This is a genomic window from Streptomyces abyssomicinicus, assembly GCF_008974245.1.
Lineage (GTDB): Bacteria > Actinomycetota > Actinomycetes > Streptomycetales > Streptomycetaceae > Streptomyces > Streptomyces abyssomicinicus.
This window is the reverse complement of the sequence record NZ_BBZI01000015.1, coordinates 176,160-196,214: the sequence shown is the minus strand read 5'-3', so window position 1 is coordinate 196,214 and position 20,055 is coordinate 176,160. Positions and strand designations below refer to the sequence as shown.

15 protein-coding genes are annotated in these 20,055 nt (G+C 71.0%); 6 read left to right on the top strand and 9 right to left on the bottom strand.

Going from position 1 to position 20,055, the window contains the following annotated elements; translation table 11 throughout:
* Positions 1–227 precede the first annotated feature (227 nt).
* The 3 genes from GBN72_RS32515 to thyX all read right to left on the bottom strand — a co-directional run bounded on the left by GBN72_RS32515 (position 228) and on the right by thyX (position 3,908).
* The gene (locus tag GBN72_RS32515) at positions 228–1,913 is read right to left on the bottom strand and encodes a ribonuclease J (protein WP_151775565.1); all 1,686 of its coding nucleotides are present in this window, start codon (positions 1,911–1,913) and stop codon (positions 228–230) included.
* 129 nt (positions 1,914–2,042) lie between these two features.
* Positions 2,043–2,942 carry a 4-hydroxy-tetrahydrodipicolinate synthase gene (dapA, locus tag GBN72_RS32510; RefSeq protein ID WP_151775564.1) on the bottom strand — a complete coding sequence of 300 codons (900 nt, stop codon included), beginning with the start codon at positions 2,940–2,942 and terminating at the stop codon, positions 2,043–2,045.
* 225 nt (positions 2,943–3,167) lie between these two features.
* On the bottom strand, positions 3,168–3,908 hold the full coding sequence (gene thyX, locus GBN72_RS32505; protein WP_151775563.1) for an FAD-dependent thymidylate synthase: 741 nt from the start codon (positions 3,906–3,908) through the stop codon (positions 3,168–3,170).
* 236 nt (positions 3,909–4,144) lie between these two features.
* Here thyX and GBN72_RS32500 point away from each other — a divergent pair, with 236 nt between their 5' ends.
* Positions 4,145–4,732 carry an SCO5741 family PH domain-containing membrane protein gene (locus GBN72_RS32500; protein WP_151775562.1) on the top strand — a complete coding sequence of 196 codons (588 nt, stop codon included), beginning with the start codon at positions 4,145–4,147 and terminating at the stop codon, positions 4,730–4,732.
* Between the two features lie 85 nt (positions 4,733–4,817).
* On the opposite strand, the gene GBN72_RS32495 is transcribed toward GBN72_RS32500, so the two are convergent.
* The 5 genes from GBN72_RS32495 to rpsO form a co-directional block, all read right to left on the bottom strand.
* Positions 4,818–5,255: a hypothetical protein gene (locus tag GBN72_RS32495; protein ID WP_151775561.1), complete on the bottom strand. Its 438-nt coding sequence runs from the start codon at positions 5,253–5,255 to the stop codon at positions 4,818–4,820.
* Between the two features lie 7 nt (positions 5,256–5,262).
* On the bottom strand, positions 5,263–6,015 hold the full coding sequence (dapB, locus tag GBN72_RS32490) for a 4-hydroxy-tetrahydrodipicolinate reductase (RefSeq protein WP_151775560.1): 753 nt from the start codon (positions 6,013–6,015) through the stop codon (positions 5,263–5,265).
* 105 nt (positions 6,016–6,120) lie between these two features.
* Positions 6,121–7,500, bottom strand: coding sequence for a M16 family metallopeptidase (locus GBN72_RS32485; protein ID WP_151775559.1), 1,380 nt, complete (start codon positions 7,498–7,500; stop codon positions 6,121–6,123).
* Positions 7,497–9,716: a polyribonucleotide nucleotidyltransferase gene (locus GBN72_RS32480; RefSeq protein ID WP_151775558.1), complete on the bottom strand. Its 2,220-nt coding sequence runs from the start codon at positions 9,714–9,716 to the stop codon at positions 7,497–7,499. Before GBN72_RS32480 ends, GBN72_RS32485 begins: the two co-directional genes overlap by 4 nt.
* Positions 9,717–10,081: 365 nt before the next feature.
* The gene (gene rpsO, locus GBN72_RS32475; protein ID WP_151775557.1) at positions 10,082–10,372 is read right to left on the bottom strand and encodes a 30S ribosomal protein S15; all 291 of its coding nucleotides are present in this window, start codon (positions 10,370–10,372) and stop codon (positions 10,082–10,084) included.
* A 283-nt stretch (positions 10,373–10,655) separates the two neighbouring features.
* Between rpsO and GBN72_RS32470 the strand changes: the two genes are divergently transcribed.
* Positions 10,656–10,940 carry a DUF397 domain-containing protein gene (locus tag GBN72_RS32470; RefSeq protein ID WP_151775556.1) on the top strand — a complete coding sequence of 95 codons (285 nt, stop codon included), beginning with the start codon at positions 10,656–10,658 and terminating at the stop codon, positions 10,938–10,940.
* A 227-nt stretch (positions 10,941–11,167) separates the two neighbouring features.
* On the opposite strand, the gene eccD is transcribed toward GBN72_RS32470, so the two are convergent.
* A complete protein-coding gene (eccD, locus tag GBN72_RS32465) occupies positions 11,168–12,667 on the bottom strand; it encodes a type VII secretion integral membrane protein EccD (RefSeq protein WP_246213039.1) in 1,500 nt (499 codons plus the stop codon).
* Between the two features lie 302 nt (positions 12,668–12,969).
* On the opposite strand from eccD, the gene eccCa reads away from it, so the two are divergent.
* The 4 genes from eccCa to GBN72_RS32440 are packed head-to-tail and all read left to right on the top strand — an operon-like array spanning position 12,970 to position 20,054.
* Positions 12,970–16,944, top strand: a complete 3,975-nt coding sequence (gene eccCa, locus GBN72_RS32455; protein WP_151775554.1) for a type VII secretion protein EccCa — start codon at positions 12,970–12,972, stop codon at positions 16,942–16,944.
* Complete coding sequence (locus GBN72_RS32450; RefSeq protein ID WP_151775553.1) at positions 16,944–17,177, top strand: hypothetical protein; 234 nt, start codon at positions 16,944–16,946, stop codon at positions 17,175–17,177. The genes eccCa and GBN72_RS32450 overlap by 1 nt, the downstream gene beginning before the upstream one ends.
* A 17-nt stretch (positions 17,178–17,194) precedes the next feature.
* On the top strand, positions 17,195–17,701 hold the full coding sequence (locus tag GBN72_RS32445; protein ID WP_151775552.1) for a hypothetical protein: 507 nt from the start codon (positions 17,195–17,197) through the stop codon (positions 17,699–17,701).
* Positions 17,702–17,717: 16 nt separating this feature from the next.
* On the top strand, positions 17,718–20,054 hold the full coding sequence (locus GBN72_RS32440; protein WP_151775551.1) for a DUF6571 family protein: 2,337 nt from the start codon (positions 17,718–17,720) through the stop codon (positions 20,052–20,054).
* Position 20,055 lies beyond the last annotated feature (1 nt).

The following is a 20,055-nucleotide window of genomic DNA, read 5'->3' as shown; positions in this document are numbered from 1 at the left end:
TTTCGCGCTTTCCTTTCCGGCGGTTCCGACTTTATCAGAAGTTCTGAGTCGGTTTTCCCGCCCTCCTGGTCGGCACCCCCGAACGTCTTGAACGTTGCGGGTGCCCCCTGGGCGGAGCCGTAAACGTACTGGAGGGGAGCGCCCGTGTGCAAATCGAGGCGCTCCCCTCCCGCCGCACGTCCCGGCTCACGCGTGGATCACGCGTTCACCGGGGCCGTACGCGGTGCTCAGACGTCGACCACGACCGGCAGGATCATGGGCCGGCGACGGTAGGTGTCGGAGACCCACTTGCCCAGCGTGCGGCGGATGAGCTGCTGCATCTGGTGCGGCTCGACCACGCCTTCCTGGGCCTGGCGTTCCAGCACCTCGACCAGCTTGGGCAGGACGTCGCCGAAGGCCTTGTCCTCGATGCCGGAGCCGCGGGCCTGGATGTGCGGGCCCGCGCTGATCTTGCCGGTGGAGGAGTCCACCACCACGAAGACCGAGATGATGCCCTCGTCGCCGAGGATCTTGCGGTCCTTGAGCGCGGGCTCGCCGACGCCGCCGACGGAAAGACCGTCGACATAGACGTAGCCGGCCTGCACCTTGCCGGTGATCTTGGCCTTGCCGTCGATCAGGTCGACGACGACGCCGTCCTCCGCGATCACGATGCGGTCGTGCGGGACACCGGTCAGGGCGCCCAGCTCGGCGTTCGCGCGCAGGTGGCGCCACTCGCCGTGCACCGGCATCAGGTTCCGCGGACGGCAGATGTTGTAGAAGTACAGCAGCTCGCCGGCGGAGGCGTGCCCGGAGACGTGCACCTTGGCGTTGCCCTTGTGGACGACGTTGGCACCCCAACGGGTGAGGCCGTTGATCACCCGGTAGACCGAGTTCTCGTTGCCGGGGATCAGCGAGGACGCCAGGATCACCGTGTCGCCGGGGACGATCCGGATCTGGTGGTCACGGTTGGCCATGCGGGACAGCGCGGCCATCGGCTCGCCCTGCGAACCGGTGCAGACCAGGACCACCTCGTGGTCCGGCAGGTCGTCCAGCGTCTTCACGTCCACGACCAGGCCCGGCGGCACCCGCAGGTAGCCGAGGTCTCTGGCGATGCCCATGTTGCGGACCATCGAGCGGCCGACGAAGGCGACCCGGCGGCCGTACTCGTGGGCGGCGTCGAGGATCTGCTGGACGCGGTGGATGTGGCTGGCGAAGCTCGCCACGATGACGCGCTTGCGGGCGCCCGCGAAGACGGACCGCAGCACGTTGGAGATGTCGCGCTCCGGCGGGACGAAGCCCGGGACCTCGGCGTTCGTCGAGTCGCTGAGCAGGAGGTCGATGCCCTCCTCGCTGAGACGCGCGAACGCGTGCAGGTCCGTGAGGCGGCCGTCCAGCGGGAGCTGGTCCATCTTGAAGTCGCCGGTGTGCACGACCATGCCCGCGGGGGTGCGGATGGCGACCGCGAGGGCGTCCGGGATGGAATGGTTGACGGCGACGAACTCGCAGTCGAAGGGGCCCAGACGCTCCCGGTTGCCCTCCGCGACCTCCAGGGAGTACGGACGGATCCGGTGTTCCTGGAGCTTGGCCTCGATCAGCGCGAGGGTCAGCTTGGAACCGATCAGCGGGATGTCCGGACGCTCGCGCAGCAGGTAGGGCACGGCGCCGATGTGGTCCTCGTGCCCGTGTGTCAGGACGATGCCCTCGATGTCGCCGAGGCGGTCCCGGATGGACGAGAAGTCCGGAAGGATCAGGTCGATGCCGGGCTGCTCCTCCTCGGGGAAGAGCACGCCGCAGTCGACGATCAGCAGGCGGCCGTCGAACTCGAAGACGGTCATGTTTCGACCGATCTCGCCGAGGCCGCCGAGCGGGGTGACCCGCAGTCCGCCCTTGGCAAGCTTGGGCGGCGGGCCGAGTTCAGGGTGCGGATGACTCAAAAGACTCTCCTCACCACGCGCGCCACGTGCCCGGAGGCACGTGGCGCGCGTGACGTTCGTGCGTAAGCAGTTGTCGTGTGGAAGATGCAGGCGCTGTCGCCCTGCGTATTCAGTTGTGAAGTCCGGTGCTCAGAGCTGTACCCCGCCGGCGGCGAGATCGAGCTTGAGCTGGTCGAGCTCCTGGGGGCTCAGCTCCACAAGGGGAGCGCGCAGCGGTCCGGCGGGCAGCCCCTGGAGCGCCAGGGCGGCCTTGGTGGTCATGGCGCCCTGGGTGCGGAAGACGCCCGTGAAGACCGGGAGCAGCTTCTGGTGGATCTCGGCGGCCTTGTGCACGTCGCCGCCGAGGTGGGCCTCGAGCATCGCGCGCAGGTCCGGTGCGACCAGGTGGCCGACGACCGACACGAAGCCGACCGCGCCGATCGACAGCAGCGGCAGGTTCAGGATGTCGTCGCCGGAGTACCAGGCCAGGCCCGAACGGGACAGCGCCCAGCTCGCCGCGCCGAGGTCGCCCTTGGCGTCCTTGTTGGCGACGATCCGGGGGTGCTCGGCGAGACGGACCAGGGTCTCCGTGGTGATCGGGACGCCGCTGCGGCCCGGGATGTCGTAGAGCATCACCGGGAGCCCGGTGGAGTCGGCGATCGCCGTGAAGTGCCGGTACAGGCCCTCCTGAGGGGGCTTGTTGTAGTACGGCGTCACGGTGAGCAGGCCGTGCGCTCCGAGCTGCTCGGCGGTGCGGGCCAGCTCGGCGCTGTGGTGGGTGTCGTTGGTGCCGACGCCGGCGACGATGTGCGCCCGGTCGCCGACGGCCTCCAGGACGGCCCTCAGCAGGGCCGCTTTCTCCGCGTCGCTGGTGGTCGGCGACTCACCGGTGGTGCCGTTGACGATGAGACCGTCGTTGCCGGCGTCCACGAGATGGGTGGCAAGCCGCTGGGCGCCGTCGATGTCGAGCGCGCCGTCCGCCGTGAACGGAGTCACCATGGCGGTAAGGACCCTCCCGAAGGGGGTCTGCGGAGTGGAGGTCGGTGCCATGCCTAACACGCTACTCGCTGTACCGGGCCTGGTGCGCCGTCGGGGGCCGGACATTGTGGATGAACCAGGCGAACGGGATCCCGGCACTGCCTGCTCGGGGGTTCAAGCAGTGCCGGGCCCGTATCGTCAGGCTAGATGAACTTCGCGAAGTCCTGCAATCCGGACACTTCGGGCGAGGGGGCGTTCGTCCCCCCGTGAAGGCCGTTGGCGCCCGCGCTTGCGCGGTCAGGGCGCGACGCGGCCGTTCTGGTTGAAGGCTTCGTAGGTGAGCGGCATGAGCTTGGCCCACTCCTGCTCCATCCGCTCCGCGACCATCTCGATCTCCCGCTGCGGGAACGACGGCACCCGGGCCAGCTCGTGCTTGGTGCGCAGCCCGAGGAAGTGCATCAGCGAGCGGGCGTTGCAGGTGGCGTACATCGAGGAGAACAGGCCGACCGGGAGGACGGCGCGGGCCACCTCGCGGGCCACACCGGCCGCCAGCATCTCCTGGTAGGCGCGGTAGGCGTCCTGGTAGGTCTCGGTCATGGCGCGGGTCACCAGTTCCTGCTGCTCCGCGCTGCCCTCGACGAACTCGTACTTGCCGGGGCGGCCCTGCTGGACCAGCTTGCGGTCCGCGCCGGGAACGTAGAAGACCGGCTCAAGCTGCCGGTAGCGGCCGGACTCCTCGTTGTAGGACCAGCCCACGCGGTGCCGCATGAACTCGCGCATGACGAAGATCGGGGCACTGACGAAGAAGGTCATCGAGTTGTGCTCGAAGGGGCTGCCGTGCCGGTCCCGCATCAGGTAGTTGATCAGCCCCCTGGAGCGGCCGGGCTCCTTCTCGAGCTCCTCCAGGGACTGCTCGCCCAGGGTGGAGACGCGGGCGGCGAACAGCACGTCGGCGTCCGAGGCGGTGTGCTTCACCAGTTCGACGGTGACGTCGCTGCGGAAGCTTGCCGTGAGGTCGTCTGCGGGGGTGTCGCTCACTGTGGGGAATTCCTTCGGAGGGTCGGGCGGCGGGTCCGGCCCTGGTGGGCGGGCCCTCGGCTGGCAGTCGCACACTCTACGACGACGGCATGCGCCGGTCTGACCCCGTCCGCGGCTTTCGGTCGCCGCCCGGCCCGCCGTTCGGGCGGCCCCTGGGTGGTGGGGCCGGAGGAGGCTCGATAGCCTCACCGGGCATCGTTCGTGTGTATGGATCGTGGATCGAGTGAGGACCCGCCGTGCCCCTGCCCTTTCTGACGGCCGACCGCGCGTTCGACGGGGAGACGGAGGACGTCGTCCTGCCGTTTCACGACCGTCAGCGGTGGCGGCGGCCCTACCGGCCGGGTCCGCACCGGGTCGGGCTGGCCGCGCTGGTGCTGCTGCTCGCCTCGTTCGTGCTGGTCGCGGCCGTGATCATCGCGGCGACGGCCTCGGTGACCGGCGCCTGGGTCTGGTTCGGCGTGGCGCTGCTGCTGATCGCCGGGGCGCTGCGCGGGCTGCGGCTCGGGGTCTGGGTGAGTTCGGCCGGGCTGCGGCACGTCCGGTACTTCACCACGCGGACCACGGCGTGGTCCCGGGTGGGGACGCTGCGGGTGGTGCAGCAGCCCGTGCGGTGGATGGGGCTGCCGCGGACCCTGCAGGGCCAGGGGCTGGTGCTGGAGGCCCGGAGCGGGCGTGGGGCCTCCTCCCCGGCCGACGGGCCGGTGGTGCTGCTCAGCACCCACAACGCGGACTTCCTGGGCCAGCCGGCCGCGTTCGACCGGGCCTCGGACACCGTGGAGGCGTGGGCCGACGAGTACCGGACGGCGGCCGCCGCGGAGCAGTAGCGGCCGCGCGACGCCACAGGACGCCACACGGCCCTGCGGCCCCTCGAGGGGCCGCAGGGCCGTGGTGTACCGCCGGCCGGCCGGTTCAGCCGTCGTGGAGCTGGATCGCCCTTTGCATGGCCTTGCGGGCCCGTGCGGTGTCGCGGGCGTCGTGGTAGGCCACGGCGAGGCGGAACCAGGCACGCCAGTCCTCCGGGGCGGCCTCCGTCTCGGCCTTGCGGCGCGCGAAGGCGGCGTCCGCCGCGTCGCGGTCGATACGGCCGCTGGGCGTGCGCTTGAGGTCGTCGACGGGCAGGCCGCCCTCCGCGTCGAGTTCGGCGGCGAGGGCGTTGGCCCGCTGGGCGAACCGGGTGTTGGCCCAGAGGAACCACAGGCCCACGAGGGGCAGTACCAGCACGGCGGCACCGAGCGCGACGGTGAGCGGGGTGCCGACCTTGATGAGCATGACGCCGCGGCTGCCGGCCAGGATGAAGTAGGCGATCAGGGCCAGGGCCGCGACGGCATAGGTGATCTTCGCGCGCATGTCCGTGTCAGCCCAGGTCCAGGAAGTGTTCGAGACCGAAGGTCAGGCCCGGCGTGTCCACCACACGGCGCACGCCGAGCAGGATGCCCGGCATGAAGCTGATGTGGTGCAGGGAGTCGTGGCGGACGGTGAGGGTCTCGCCCTCGCCGCCGAGCAGGACCTCCTGGTGGGCCAGGAGGCCGCGCAGGCGGACCGCGTGCACCGGGACGCCGTCGACGTCGGCGCCGCGGGCCCCCTCCAGCGCCTTGGCGGTGGCGTCGGGCATGGGGGCGCTGCCGGCCGCGCGGCGGGCCTCGGCGATCAGCTGGGCGGTGCGCTGGGCGGTGCCGCTGGGCGCGTCGACCTTGTCGGGGTGGTGCAGCTCGACGACCTCGACCGACTCGAAGTACGGGGCGGCGATCTGCGCGAACTTCATGGTGAGGACGGCGCCGATGGAGAAGTTCGGGGCGATCAGGACGCCCGTCGACGGGGACGCCTCCAGCTGGCCGCCGAGGGTCGCCAGGCGCTCGTCGTTCCAGCCGGTGGTGCCGACGACGGCGTGGATGCCGTGGCCGACGCAGTACTCCAGGTTGGTCATCACCGAGTCGGGGGTGGTCAGCTCGACGGCCACCTGGGCGCCGCTGGAGCCCAGGACGTCCAGGCTGTCGTGGCGGCCGAGGGCGGCCACCAGTTCCATGTCCTCGGCGGCCTCGACCGCCTTGACGGCCTCGGAGCCGATGCGCCCCTGGGCGCCGAGAACCGCCACACGCAGCTTGCTCATGTTGCTCATGCTTCCTTTCGCGGGCCCCGTGGGGCTCGGTCGCTCGGGGTGGGGCCGGGTCCGGGCGCGGCCCGGGGCCGCGCTCGGACCGGGCTCGGACCGGGCTCAGGCCACGGTCTGGTGCAGGCGGGAGGCCTGCTTGTCCTTGAGCGGGCCGATGACCGACAGGGAGGGACGGCGGCCCAGGATGTCCCGGGCGACCTCTCGTACATCATCGGGCGTCACCGCGTCGATGCTGGCGAGGACGTCGTCGACCGACATCTGGTCGCCCCAGCACACTTCGCTCTTGCCGATGCGGTTCATGATTGCCCCGGTGTCCTCCAGGCCGAGGACCGTGGAGCCCTTGAGCTGGCCGACGGCACGGGCGATCTCCTCGTCGGGCAGGCCGTCGGCCGCCGCCTTGTCGAGCTCGTCGCGGCAGATCTTCAGCACGTCGGGCACCTGGCTGGGCCGGCATCCGGCGTACACGCCGAAGAGGCCGCAGTCGGCGAAGCTCGAGGTGTACGAGTAGACGCTGTAGGCCAGGCCGCGCTTCTCCCGGACCTCCTGGAAGAGGCGCGAGGACATGCCGCCGCCGAGGGCCGTGTTGAGGACCGCCAGGGTCCAGCGGCGGTCGTCGGTGCGGGCGATGCCGGGCATGCCGAGGATGACGTGGGCCTGCTCGGTCTTGCGGGACACCAGGTCGACCTTGCCGGCCGCGCGCAGGGTGCGGCTGCCGGAGCGGGGGCCGACCGGCACGGCGTCGTGGTCGGTCAGCAGCCCGGCCTTCTCGAAGGCGGCCCGGACCTGGCGGACCACCTTGGCGTGGTCGACGTTGCCGGCCGCGGCGACCACCAGGCGGGTGGGGTCGTAGTGCTTCTTGTAGAAGCGCCGTATCCGGTCGGCGTTGAGCGCGTTGACGGTGTCCACCGTGCCGAGGACGGGGCGGCCGAGGGGGGTGTCGCCGAGCATGGTGTGCGCGAACAGGTCGTGCACGCAGTCGCCCGGGTCGTCCTCGGTCATCGCGATCTCCTCGAGGATCGCGCCGCGCTCGACGTCGACGTCCTCCTGGCGGATCAGCGAGCCGGTGAGCATGTCGCAGACCACGTCGATCGCGAGCGGGAGGTCGGTGTCCAGCACGCGGGCGTAGTAGCAGGTGTACTCCTTGGCGGTGAACGCGTTCATCTCGCCGCCGACCGCGTCGATCGCGGCCGAGATGTCGAGCGCGCTGCGCCGGGAGGTGCCCTTGAAGAGCAGGTGCTCCAGGTAGTGGGTGGCGCCGCCCAGCGCCGGCGTCTCGTCGCGGGAGCCGACGTTGGCCCAGATGCCGAACGTGGCCGAGCGCACCGACGGGAGGGTCTCGGTGACGACCCGCAGGCCGCCGGGGAGGACGGTACGGCGCACGGTGCCGCTGCCGTTCTGCCCCTTGATCAGGGTTTGGGTACGGGCGACGGCCCGCACCGGGGAACCGGTGCGGGCCGTCGCCGTGGTGCTACGAGAGGTCACTTCTCGCTGTCGTCCTTCTCTGCCTGCTCGGAGTCCTCGCCCTCGACCACGGGGACGAGGGAGAGCTTGCCACGGGAGTCGATCTCGGCGATCTCGACCTGGACCTTCTGGCCCACGCCGAGGACGTCCTCGACGTTCTCCACGCGCTTGCCGCCGGCCAGCTTGCGGATCTGCGAGATGTGCAGCAGACCATCCTTGCCCGGCATCAGGGAGACGAAGGCGCCGAAGGTCGTGGTCTTGACGACCGTGCCCAGGTAACGCTCGCCGACCTCGGGCATCGTCGGGTTGGCGATGGCGTTGATCGTGGCGCGCGCGGCCTCGGCGGCCGGGCCGTCCGAGGCACCGATGTAGATGGTGCCGTCGTCCTCGATGGTGATCTCGGCGCCGGTGTCCTCCTGGATCTGGTTGATCATCTTGCCCTTGGGGCCGATGACCTCACCGATCTTGTCCACCGGGATCTTGACGGTGATGATCCGCGGGGCGTTCGGGGACATCTCGTCGGGCCGGTCGATGGCCTCCATCATCACGTCGAGGATGTGGAGACGGGCGTCGCGGGCCTGCTTGAGGGCCGCGGCGAGGACGGAGGCCGGGATGCCGTCCAGCTTGGTGTCGAGCTGGAGGGCGGTCACGAACTCCTTGGTGCCGGCGACCTTGAAGTCCATGTCGCCGAAGGCGTCCTCCGCACCGAGGATGTCGGTGAGGGCGACGTAGTGCGTCTCGCCGTTGATCTCCTGGGAGATCAGGCCCATGGCGATACCGGCGACGGGGGCCTTCAGCGGCACACCGGCGTTCAGCAGCGACATGGTGGAGGCGCAGACGGAGCCCATGGACGTCGAGCCGTTGGAGCCGAGGGCCTCGGACACCTGACGGATCGCGTAGGGAAACTCCTCGCGGGTCGGCAGCACCGGCACGATGGCGCGCTCGGCGAGGGCGCCGTGGCCGATCTCGCGGCGCTTCGGGGAGCCGACGCGGCCGGTCTCGCCGACGGAGTACGGCGGGAAGTTGTAGTTGTGCATGTAGCGCTTGCGGGTCACCGGGGAGAGGGTGTCCAGCTGCTGCTCCATGCGGAGCATGTTGAGGGTGGTGACGCCCAGGATCTGGGTCTCGCCGCGCTCGAACAGGGCGGAGCCGTGCACACGCGGGATGGCCTCGACCTCGGCGGCCAGGGTGCGGATGTCGGTGACACCGCGGCCGTCGATGCGCTTCTTCTCCTTGATCACGCGCTCGCGGACCAGCTGCTTGGTGAGCGAGCGGTACGCGGCGGAGATCTCCTTCTCGCGGCCCTCGAACTCCGGGAGGAGCTTCTCGGCGGCGAGGCCCTTGACGCGGTCCAGCTCGGCCTCGCGGTCCTGCTTGCCCGCGATGGTGAGCGCCTCGCTCAGCTCGGGGCGGACGGCGGAGGACAGGGCCTGGAAGACGTCGTCCTGGTAGTCCAGGAAGATCGGGAACTCGCCGGTCGGCTTGGCGGCCTTGGCGGCGAGGTCCGACTGGGCCTTGCAGAGGACCTTGATGAAGGGCTTCGCGGCCTCGAGACCGGCGGCGACGACCTCCTCGGTCGGGGCCTCGGCACCGCCCTCGACGAGCTTGACGGTCTTCTCGGTGGCCTCGGCCTCGACCATCATGATCGCGACGTCGCCGTCCTCCAGGACGCGGCCCGCGACCACCATGTCGAAGACGGCGTCCTCGAGCTCGGTGTGCGTCGGGAAGGCGACCCACTGGCCGTTGATCAGCGCGACGCGGACGCCGCCGATCGGGCCGGAGAAGGGCAGGCCGGCCAGCTGAGTCGACGCGGACGCGGCGTTGATCGCCACGACGTCGTACAGGTGGTCGGGGTTGAGCGCCATGATCGTCGCGACGACCTGGATCTCGTTGCGCAGGCCCTTCTTGAAGGACGGGCGCAGCGGGCGGTCGATGAGGCGGCAGGTGAGGATGGCGTCCTCGGACGGCCGGCCCTCACGGCGGAAGAACGAGCCGGGGATCTTGCCGGCCGCGTACATGCGCTCCTCGACGTCCACCGTCAGGGGGAAGAAGTCGAGCTGGTCCTTGGGGTTCTTGGAGGCGCTGGTGGCCGACAGCACCATGGTGTCGTCGTCCAGGTAGGCCACGGCGGAGCCGGCGGCCTGACGGGCCAGGCGGCCCGTCTCGAAGCGGATGGTGCGGGTGCCGAAGGAACCGTTGTCGATGACGGCCTCGGCGTAGTGGGTCTCGTTCTCCACCAGTGTTCTTCTCCTCGTCTTTCGTCCCTGGGCTGCCCGTGTGGCAGTGGGACTCGGCGGAGAAGCGCGCCGTGCCGTGCGGACCGGTCTTCGATCGAAGCACCCGGGTCTGTCTCCCCGGGGGCCACTACCGAGGACCGGTGGCGGCGAGGTGCGCTTCCCCTCGTTCGGGTGAACTGTTCACGTGAACAGTTCGTCGGGTGATCAGTGGTACGGGGTACCCCGTGCGGGCCCCGTGATCACACCGTGTCGTGTGTCGTGCGTTGTGCTACCACACTACAAAGTGCGGGTGACACCTCGCACGTTTCCGCACGTACGGCAAAGGGAGCGGTCCCCTTCACGGGAACCGCTCCCTTCACGGCGTCTTACTTGGCGCCGCCGGCAGCACCACGGCGGATGCCGAGGCGGTCGACCAGGGCACGGAAGCGCTGGATGTCCTTCTTGGCCAGGTACTGCAGCAGACGGCGACGCTGACCGACCAGGATCAGCAGACCACGACGGGAGTGGTGGTCGTGCTTGTGGCTCTTGAGGTGCTCCGTCAGGTCGGAGATGCGGCGGGTCAGGAGCGCGACCTGGACCTCGGGGGAGCCGGTGTCACCTTCCTTGGTGCCGAACTCGGTCATGATCTGCTTCTTCGTAGCGGCGTCGAGCGACACGCGTACTCCTTGGTGATGTCCTGATGGCCACCGAGTGCCCCCGGTCTGTGTCTCGGGGGAGCTTCCGTTACTCGGGAGGCGGGGATCCGCTGGGCGCGTCCTCCAGACCGCCGTCGGGCGGGTCCGGTGGCGCGTACGCAAACGGCCGTCGCCCAGAGTACCAGGCCGCGAGGGGGGTCCCTGCCGCGGGGCGCGGAAGCCCTCCGGGGAAGGTGGGGCGCGCACTAGGGTACGTCGCGGATCGACCCGGCCCGGTTCGGGCCCGTTGCGGAAGGGGCTTCGCATGGCGGAGACAGCGGAGACAGAGGAAGACGTCAAGGCCCGCAAGGAGCGGGAGCGGGACGAGCTGTACGCGCTCGACATCTCCGGCGTGGAGTGGGAGTGCGCGCCGGGTACTGAGCAACACGAGGAGCGGGTGGAGATCGCCCGTCTGCCGGGCGGCGCGGTGGCGATGCGGTCGTCGCTGGAGCCGGAGACGGTGCTGCGGTACACGGAGGCGGAGTGGCGGGCCTTCGTGCTGGGGGCACGGGACGGGGAGTTCGACCTGGAGCCCGCGGCCGAGGGCTGAGCCGTACCGCACGGCGGGCCGCGGGGACGCGCCGCGGCTCATCGCCTGGTGCGGCGCGGTGCCGCGGAGCGGGTCGACCCGGCGGCAGGCGCTGTACGCGCTGGTGCACCTGCCGTGGGCGGTGTTCTCGTTCGGGACGCGGGACCGGGTGCGGGAACGCGGGAACGCCGTGGGGCGGGTGCGGGGTCCGCAGCCGCCCCACGGCGTTCCGCCTTCCGCGGCGGACGTCAGCCGGTCATCGCCCGGGCGGCCTCGTAGACGCCGAAGACGGCGAGGGCCAGCGGGACCAGGGTCAGCAGGACGAAGGACTCGGCGATCTCCAGGAAGCGGCCCCAGAACGGGGTGGGCCCGCCGCGCGGGGCGATCATGCCGATGCCGGTGATCAGCGCGGTGGCCACGGCGACGGCGGCCACCAGCCAGAGGGTGCGCAGCTGCGGACCGGACGGGTCCGCGGTGCCGGGCGCGTCGAGCGCGAGGCCGAGGCCGAGCAGCACCAGCGAGGCGAGGCCGGCCGCGAGCAGCGCGCCCACCTGTGCCGTGTAGCGGAACAGGGTGGCCCGCATGAGCAGGGCGATGCCGGTGGCCAGGGCGAGCAGCCGGGCCCACAGGTCGTCGGAGAAGCCGAGCACCGCGCAGGCGACGACGGCGACCAGGGCGCAGCCGCCGACCAGGCCGACCAGGAGTTCGTGGCCGCGCCGGGTGCGCTCCTCGACGCGGTGCAGGTCGACCGGCTCCTGCGGTTCGGTCTCCAGGCCGTAGGCGGTGGAGGTGCCGGTGCTCGGCGGGTCGAAGCCGATGGGCAGGCGGGCGAACCGCAGGGACATCCCGGGCAGGAAGGCGAGGGCGCCGACGGCGAGCGGTGCGCACAGCGCGGCCGTCTCGGTGGCGTTCCAGCGGGCCATGAGGGCGGCGAAGGCGGTGGCCACGCCGATCGCGGCGGCGAGCACGCAGGCCACGAAGGGCCCGTCGCCGCGGGGGGAGCAGAGCATCAGGACCACGGCGGCCAGCAGCGCGGCGGCGCAGGCCAGCAGGAACTGGAGCTTGCCGATGCCGGCGCCCTCGGCCAGGGGCAGCAGGCCGGAGCCGGCCACGCCGATGTTGGGCAGCGCGCCCAGGCCGAGCGCGAGGGCGGCCGCGCGGTCGTCGTAGACGCGGGCGCGGACGCAGGCCAGGGCGACCAGGACCAGGCCGGCGACGGCGGCGAGGGTGCCGGGCAGGCCGTGCATGTCGTGACCGGGGCGGGAGGTCCAGGCGACGAAGGCGAGCAGCGTGGGCAGCACTCCCCCGGCGATCAGGCCGCCGGTGCGGGTGAGGTCGCCGTTCCACAGGGTGTGGTCGCGGGAGACGGCGGAGGCGACGGCCTCGGAGACGTCGTCGAAGACGGCGGGCGGCAGCGAGTCGGAGAACGGCCGCAGGGTGAGCAGTTCGCCGTCGAGGATCCGCTGGGCCGCGAAGGAGCGGGCGCTGTCGAGGACGGTGCCGTCGCGGCGGACCAGGTGGTAGCCGACGGGCGCGCCCTCGGCGGGGCTCTGCCGGGAGAGCCTGAGGATCTCCGGGTAGAGGTCGGCGACCGGGATGTCGTCGGGCAGCGCGACGTCGATGCGGCTGTCGGGCGCGACGATGGTGACCCGGCAGAAGCCGAGTCCGGAGCCGGCGCCCGTTCCGGACGGGCCCGCCGGTCCGGGGCCGGCCTGTCCGGTGGCCGGCGCGGAGGCCGTGGTGCTCACCTTCTGCTCCCCCTCGGTGGTGGTGTGCGGGTGACGGGTGCGTGTGACCCGAGCGCGCGGCGGTACGGTGGCCGTGGAGCGCCGGTGGGACTCGCGGTCGCAGCTGAACGCCCCTGATGTCCGAAGTCGTTCACGTGTGTCCGCGCCGACGGGCGGACCTGGCCGTCCGGGCGGGGCGAACATCCGGCACCATACCTCTCACCGGTCCCCGGCGGACTCAGTAGGATCACGCCGCGGCCCGCATACCCGGACCACGGGGAGCCCTGGACAACGGCGGGGCCCGGCAAGGGGATTGGTGACCAGTGAGCCACATCGTCGTGAAGCGCCCGCCGAGGGCGTTGCCGTCCGAGGTGCCCACGGAAGAGATCGTGCTGCAGCCTCCGCCGGAGTTGCCGCGCGGGCATCAGGAGAGCGTGCTGATGCAGTTGCTGCCGACGCTCGGCATGGGCGGCTCGGTGGTCTTCTTCTTCATGAGCGACAAACCGTTCATGAAGATCATGGGCATGGTGATGGTCGCCTCGACCATCGCCATGTCGGTGGCGATGGTGGTGCGCTTCCGTCGGGGCAACCAGGGGCAGTTGGCCGATCTGCGGCGTGACTACCTGGGCTATCTGACGCAGACCCGGCAGCGGGCGGTGGAGGCCGCGACGGCGCAGCGGGACGCCCAGTACTACCTGCATCCCTCCCCCGAGCAGCTGTGGGCGCTGGTCGCCGAGGGCAGCCGGGTGTGGGAACGGCGGCCGGGCGACGAGGACTTCGCGCAGGTGCGGATCGGTCTGGGTCCGCAGCAGCTGGCCTCGCCGCTGATCGCGCCGCAGACGGGTCCGGTGGACCAGTTGGAGCCGTTGACCGCGGGGGCGATGCAGCGGTTCGTGGCGGTGCACTCCATGCTGGAGGAGCTGCCGATGGCGGTGTCCCTGCGGGCGTTCCACCGGGTGTCGGTGAGCGGCGAGCCGGAGTCGGTACGGGCTCTGGTGCGTGCGATGACGGGTTCGCTGGCCTCGCTGCACTCGCCCGAGGACCTGGTGGTGGCGGTCGCGGCGGGCCGGGAGGCGCTGGGGCACTGGGAGTGGGCGAAGTGGCTGCCGCACACCCAGGCGCCGGGCGCCCCGGACGGCGCGGGCAGCCGCCGGCTGATCTCGCAGGATCCGCGGGCGCTGGAGGACCTGCTGGCCGGGCGTCTGTCGGGCCGGCCGCGGTTCCATCCCGCCGCTCCGCCGCTGCCGGAGACACCGCACCTGGTGCTGGTGCTGGACGGGGTGTCGCTGCCGCCGGACTCGGTGCTGGCCGGCCCGGAGGGGCTCCAGGGCGTGACGGTGATCGAGGTGGCGCCGGGCGAGCAGGTGGGCGTGCCGGGTGACCTGGCGATGTCGGTGCGGCCGTCGTCGCTGCGGCTGGAGTCGGCGCACGGCGCGGTGTACGAGGGGACGCCGGACGTGATGTCGTACGCGTCGGCCGAGGCGCTGGCCCGGCAGCTGGCGCCGCTGCGGATGGCGTCGGGCGGGGACGACGACGAGCCGCTGCTGGCGAACCTGGAGTTCACCGACCTGCTGAACCTGGGTGACGCCGCGTCGGTGGATCCCAAGCGGACCTGGCGGCCGCGGGCGCTGGCGGAGCGGCTGCGGGTGCCGATCGGTGTCGGCGAGGACGGCCGTCCGGTGATGCTGGACCTGAAGGAGGCCGCGCAGGAGGGCATGGGCCCGCACGGCCTGTGCGTGGGCGCGACGGGTTCGGGCAAGTCGGAGCTGCTGCGCACCCTGGTGCTGGGACTGGCGGTCACCCACTCCTCGGAGACGCTGAACTTCGTGCTCGCCGACTTCAAGGGCGGTGCGACCTTCGCGGGCATGGCGCGGATGCCGCACGTCGCCGCCGTGATCACCAACCTGGCGGACGACCTGACGCTGGTGGACCGGATGGGCGACTCCATCCGCGGTGAGCTCAACCGCCGCCAGGAGATGCTGCGCGACGCGGGCAACTACGCCAACATCCACGACTACGAGAAGGCCCGCGCGGCCGGCGCCGCGCTGCAGCCCATCCCGTCGTTGGTGCTGGTCATCGACGAGTTCAGTGAACTGCTCACCGCGAAGCCGGACTTCATCGAGATGTTCGTGCAGATCGGCCGCATCGGCCGGTCGCTGGGCGTGCACCTGCTGCTGGCCTCGCAGCGTCTGGAGGAGGGGCGGCTGCGCGGCCTGGAGACGTATCTGTCGTACCGGATCGGTCTGCGGACCTTCTCCGCGGCGGAGTCGAGGGCGGCGCTGGGCGTTCCGGACGCCTACGAGCTGCCGAACGTGCCGGGCTCCGGTTTCCTGAAGTTCGGCACCGACGAGATGATGCGGTTCAAGGCCGCCTACGTGTCGGGCGTGTACCGCTCGGGGGCGCAGCAGGCGGCGCTCGCGGGCGGGCCGCTGCCGGTGGACCGGCGGCCGGTGCTGTTCACCGCCGCGGAGGTGCCGGTGCGGTACGCGGCGGTGCCGCGGCAGCGCGTGGCCGAGCCCGAGGCGCCGGGGACCGACGACGCGCTGGCGGACACGGTGCTGGACGTGATCGTGAAGCGGCTCGAGGCCCAGGGCCCGGCGGCGCACCAGGTGTGGCTGCCGCCGCTGGACAGCCCGCCGTCGCTGGACGGTCTGCTGCCGGGGCTGACGGCGGTGCGGGGGCGTGGTCTGACGCAGCCGGGTTACGAGGGCGCGGGCCGGCTGGTGGTGCCGGTGGGCCTCCTCGACAAGCCGTACGAGCAGCGGCGCGATCCGCTGTGGGTGGACTTCTCGGGCGCGGCCGGCCACATGCAGATCCTGGGCGGTCCGCAGTCCGGCAAGTCGACGCTGCTGCGCACCCTGGTGTCGTCGTTCGCGCTCACCCACACCCCGCACGAGGTGCAGTTCTACGGGCTGGACTTCGGCGGTGGCGGCATGGTGTCGATCGAGGGGCTGCCGCACGTGGGCGGGGTGGCGTCCCGGCTGGACCCGGAGCGGGTGCGGCGTACGGTCGCCGAGGTGTACGGCGTGCTGAACCGGCGGGAGGAGTACTTCCGGGCGGCGGGCATCCCGTCGATGGCGGAGTTCCGCAACCGGCGGGCGCGCGGCACGATCTCGGTGACGGACCAGCCGTGGGGCGACGTCTTCCTGCTGATCGACGGCTGGGGCAACTTCAAGGGCGAGTACGAGGCGCTGGAGCAGGTGGTGCTGGACATCGCGGCGCGCGGTCTCGGTTACGGCGTCCACCTGGTGCTCACCGCCTCGCGGTCGATGGAGGTCCGCTCCAACCTGAAGGACCACCTGATGAACCGCCTGGAGCTGCGGCTCGGCGACACCATGGACTCGGAGTTCGACCGCAAGGTGGCGGCGAACGTGCCGGCGGGTGTGCCGGGCCGGGGCCAGTCGCCGCAGAAGCTGCACTTCATGGCCGCGGTGCCGCGCATCGACGGCCTGACCTCGGACTCGGACCTGGCGGACGCGACGGCGGCGCTGGCCTCGGAGGTGTCGCGGCACTGGACGGCGCCGCCGGCGCCCCAGGTGCGGCTGCTGCCGCGCCGGCTGTCCCTGGAGGAGCTGCCGGCCGGCGACCGGTTCCCGCGGCGGGGTGTGGCGTTCGGGCTGGACGAGAACGATCTGGAGCCGGTGTTCGTCGACTTCGACCAGGATCCGTTCTTCCTGGTGTTCGGCGAGAGCGAGTCGGGCAAGTCGAACCTGCTGCGGCTGCTGATCCGGCAGCTCACGCAGCGCTACTCGGGTGACGAGTGCAAGCTGTTCGTGATCGACAACCGGCGCTCGCTGCTGGACGTCACGCCGACCTCGCACCTGGCCGAGTACATCCCGATGTCCAACACGATGGACCACCACATGGCGGCGCTGGCGGACCTGATGCGCCGCCGCTCGCCGACCGCGGACGTCACCGCACAGCAGCTGCGGGACCGCAGCTGGTGGAGCGGGCCGACGGTGTACGTGGTCGTCGACGACTACGACCTGGTGTCCACCTCGCAGGGCAATCCGCTGGCGGGGCTGACCGAACTGCTGCCGTTCGCCCGGGACGTGGGCGTGCGGTTCATCATCGCCCGCTCCACGGCGGGCGCCGGGCGCGCGGGTTACGAGGCGTTCGTCCAGCGCATCAAGGAACTGGGCGCCCAGGGCGTGGTGCTGGCCGGTGACCCGTCCGAGGGCGACCTGCTCGGCGGTGTCCGGGCGCGGCCCATGCCGGCCGGGCGGGGTGTCTTCGTCTCGCGCAGGCGCGGCAAGCCGCTGGTCCAGACGGGCCTCATGCCGGAGGGAACGTACTGATGACGGGACTGATGATCTTCGGGCTCCTGGTCTCGCTGATACCCGGCTCGCTGGGGCTTCTGGACCAGAAGAAGATGTGGTGGCGGTTCCAGGCGAAGAACTACGCCCATCCGGAGCACAACGAGCCCTCCGAAGGGGCGTTCCGACCGCAGCGGATCGCGCTGATCTGCTGCTCACTGGGGTTCGTGACGCTCATCGTCTGGCCCATGGCCACGGCGCCGTCACCTAGCTGAAACGGGGGAGAACACTCATGGCATGGGACGAGTGGGAGCAGTTGAAGTCCGAGGCGGCGGAACGCGCCTCGGGGAACATGCAGTTGAACCGGCTGCCGGACGACATGGGCGGCGGCGGGAGCACCCGGCCGCCGTCGAGCGCGGGTGACCTCGAGGTCCACCAGAAGGACCTGGTCGCCATCGGCAAGGAGGCGCACACCCTCTACGACCAGCTGTGGGACAAGGCCCGGCTGAAGGAGGCGGTGGACGGCGCGGCCGGCGACCTCACCACCCAGGGCTTCGCCCTGGGCGAAGGGCTGCGCCATGTGTCGACGAAGTGGGACAAGCAGCTGAACTCGCTGCTCGACGCCTGCGCGCACATCAGCAACCACATGCAGGTCACGCGCCGGATCCACGACAACGACGAGGCGTACATCCTGCGGCAGATGAGCAGCATCTCCGCTCTGGACGCCGGCTTCGACGAGCGGTCCGGCCCGCCCGGGAAGCCCAACCCGAACTACGGCGACAACGCCGACAAGAAGTGACAGGGGAAGGCCGACGATGGACCTGAGCGCGCTCCGCTTCGCCAACTTCGCCACACTCGACGAGGCGGTCGAGGAGTGGAGACTGGTCGCCAAGAACCTGGAAACCCTGGCCAAGGACGCCGAGGACGGCCTGCGTGGAGCGGCCAACAAGGCCAACTGGGCCGGCGAGAACAGCCAGGTCACCAAGGAGTTCATCGGCAAGACCGCCGGCGAGTTCCAGGACGCCCACACCCAGGCGACCACGATCCACAACATCCTCAAGGACACCACCGGGGAGCTCAAGAGCTACCAGCGGCAGCTCACCGAGGCACTGGACCGCGGCCTGAAGAAGAACCTCACGGTGATGGACACCGGCGAGGGCGGCTTCACCGTCACCATGAACATCCACCCCGACCGGGCCGCCAAGGGCCACACGCCACCCGAGCACGACGCGAGCGACGTCACCGCGCTGCGGGACGAGGTGCAGGGGATACTCTCCAAGGCCACGGAGAGCGACGACAGTGCCCGCAAGGTGCTCACCGCGATAGCCGACCAGAGCGCGATGGGATTCTCCGACGCGAGCTACGCGGACCGCGACGCGGCGGCGGACGCCGTGCGGGACGCCGAGGAACTGGCCAAGCTGGCCAAGCAGAAGCCCGAGGACCTGTCCCCCGAGGAGTTCGACCGCCTCAACGCGGGTCTCAAGGAGCACGCGAACGACCCGTTGTTCGCCGAGACCTTCGCGACCACGCTCGGCCCGCAGGGCGTGCTGGAGTTCTGGGCGGGCATCAACGACCCGCACGCCGGGGCCCGGATCGGCCACGAGCGGGTGGAGCAGTACGGCGAGCTGCAGAAGAACCTGAGCCTCACCCTGGCCGCCGCCACGCAGAGCGACTCGGCCTCGATGTCCGACTGGCAGACGAAGATGATCGCCCTGGGCGACAAGCCGGTGGGCCGCGACGGTTACGGCCCGATGGGCTTCCAGGTGATGAGCAACCTGATGCGGGCCGGGGACTTCGACGACAGCTTCCTGACCCGCTACGGCAACTCGCTGATGCAGACCGAGCGTCAGCTCACCGGGAACGGCGAGCACGCCAACATGGCGTGGAGCCGGATGGGCATGGACCCGTGGCTCAACCGGATGGGCGAGGACAGCGGCGACGACCCGCTCACCGGCTACCTCAAGGCGCTGTCCAACAGCCCGGACGCGGCGACGAACTTCTTCAACCAGGAGTACATCAACAAGAACGACGAGGACAACCCCTTCGAGCGGGACACCGACAACAACGACAAGAAGGGCAAGGTCACCCTCTCGAACTTCCAGTACCTCTTCGAGGAGCGGGAGTGGCCGAAGGAGTACGGGCTGGACGGCGACGAACTCCACACCGGGCGCAACACCCTGGGGCTGGCGCTGGAGGCCGCGACGACCGGTCACCCCGCGGGCGAGCTGCCGACGGCGGACACCCCCGCCCACAACGCCGAGCAGGCGCGGCTGTTCGAGGCGGTCGTGGGTTCGGTGTCGGACAACCCCAAGCTCCTGACCGACAACGGCTTCATGTCCGACAGCTTCGGCCAGATGGCGTCGGAGTACCTGCCCGACATCAACCGTTCCATGACGGACGTCGACCTGGACAGCACCGACGAGCAGGACCGCGACGCGCAGCAGCGCATCAAGAACCTGTTCCCGGTGGCGGGCGAGGACGCGCGCATGGAGCACCACGAGGTGAGCCGGTTCCTGCTCACCGTGGGCCAGAACCCGGAGGGGTACGCGGCCGTCGACGTGGCGCAGAAGGCGTACGTGGCCAACCTGATGGACTACCACCTCGACCCGTCGCTGCCCGTGGAGCAGCGCTACCTGCCGGACGACATGGAGCGCACGGTGGAGGAGATCGCCCACAGCGCGGGCGAGGTGGGCGGCGCGCTGGCCGTCGGCCGCCAGGAGGGCATCGCCGGGGACGCCGCGGAGGCGGACAAGAAGTACGAGGAGTCCGTGCAGCAGCGCAAGGACCTGGTGTCGGCGGGTGTCGGCACCGTCGTCGGGGCCGGGACCTCGCTGATCGCCAGCCCGATCGCCGGCGCCGTCGTGGGCGGTGCCGCGGACGCCGCCAGCGGCGCGCTGATCGACGCCGTGTTCGGCGAGGGCAAGGGGTCGGAGCTGGACGACGCCGCCGGGCAGATCAACGAGTCCTGGGAGACCAGCGAGGACCACACCAAGGAGTACGTGCGCCGGGCCGCCGAGCAGGCCGCCAAGGAACACGGTCACGAGGACGCCGGGGACCTGGCGGAAGCGGCGCGGGCGGGGGTCCGGCAGGGCTTCACCACCGGTGGCGCATACTGCGACAGCGTCGCCGCGGAACTGCGGACGGATCGCTGAC

Coding starts and splice junctions, on each gene's coding strand:
- dapA (WP_151775564.1), bottom strand. CDS start 2,942: ATGGCACCGACCTCCACTCCGCAGACCCCCTTCGGGAGGGTCCTTACC.
- GBN72_RS32495 (WP_151775561.1), bottom strand. CDS start 5,255: ATGCGCGCGAAGATCACCTATGCCGTCGCGGCCCTGGCCCTGATCGCC.
- dapB (WP_151775560.1), bottom strand. CDS start 6,015: ATGAGCAAGCTGCGTGTGGCGGTTCTCGGCGCCCAGGGGCGCATCGGC.
- GBN72_RS32470 (WP_151775556.1), top strand. CDS start 10,656: ATGGCGGAGACAGCGGAGACAGAGGAAGACGTCAAGGCCCGCAAGGAG.
- GBN72_RS32450 (WP_151775553.1), top strand. CDS start 16,944: ATGACGGGACTGATGATCTTCGGGCTCCTGGTCTCGCTGATACCCGGC.
- GBN72_RS32445 (WP_151775552.1), top strand. CDS start 17,195: ATGGCATGGGACGAGTGGGAGCAGTTGAAGTCCGAGGCGGCGGAACGC.
- GBN72_RS32440 (WP_151775551.1), top strand. CDS start 17,718: ATGGACCTGAGCGCGCTCCGCTTCGCCAACTTCGCCACACTCGACGAG.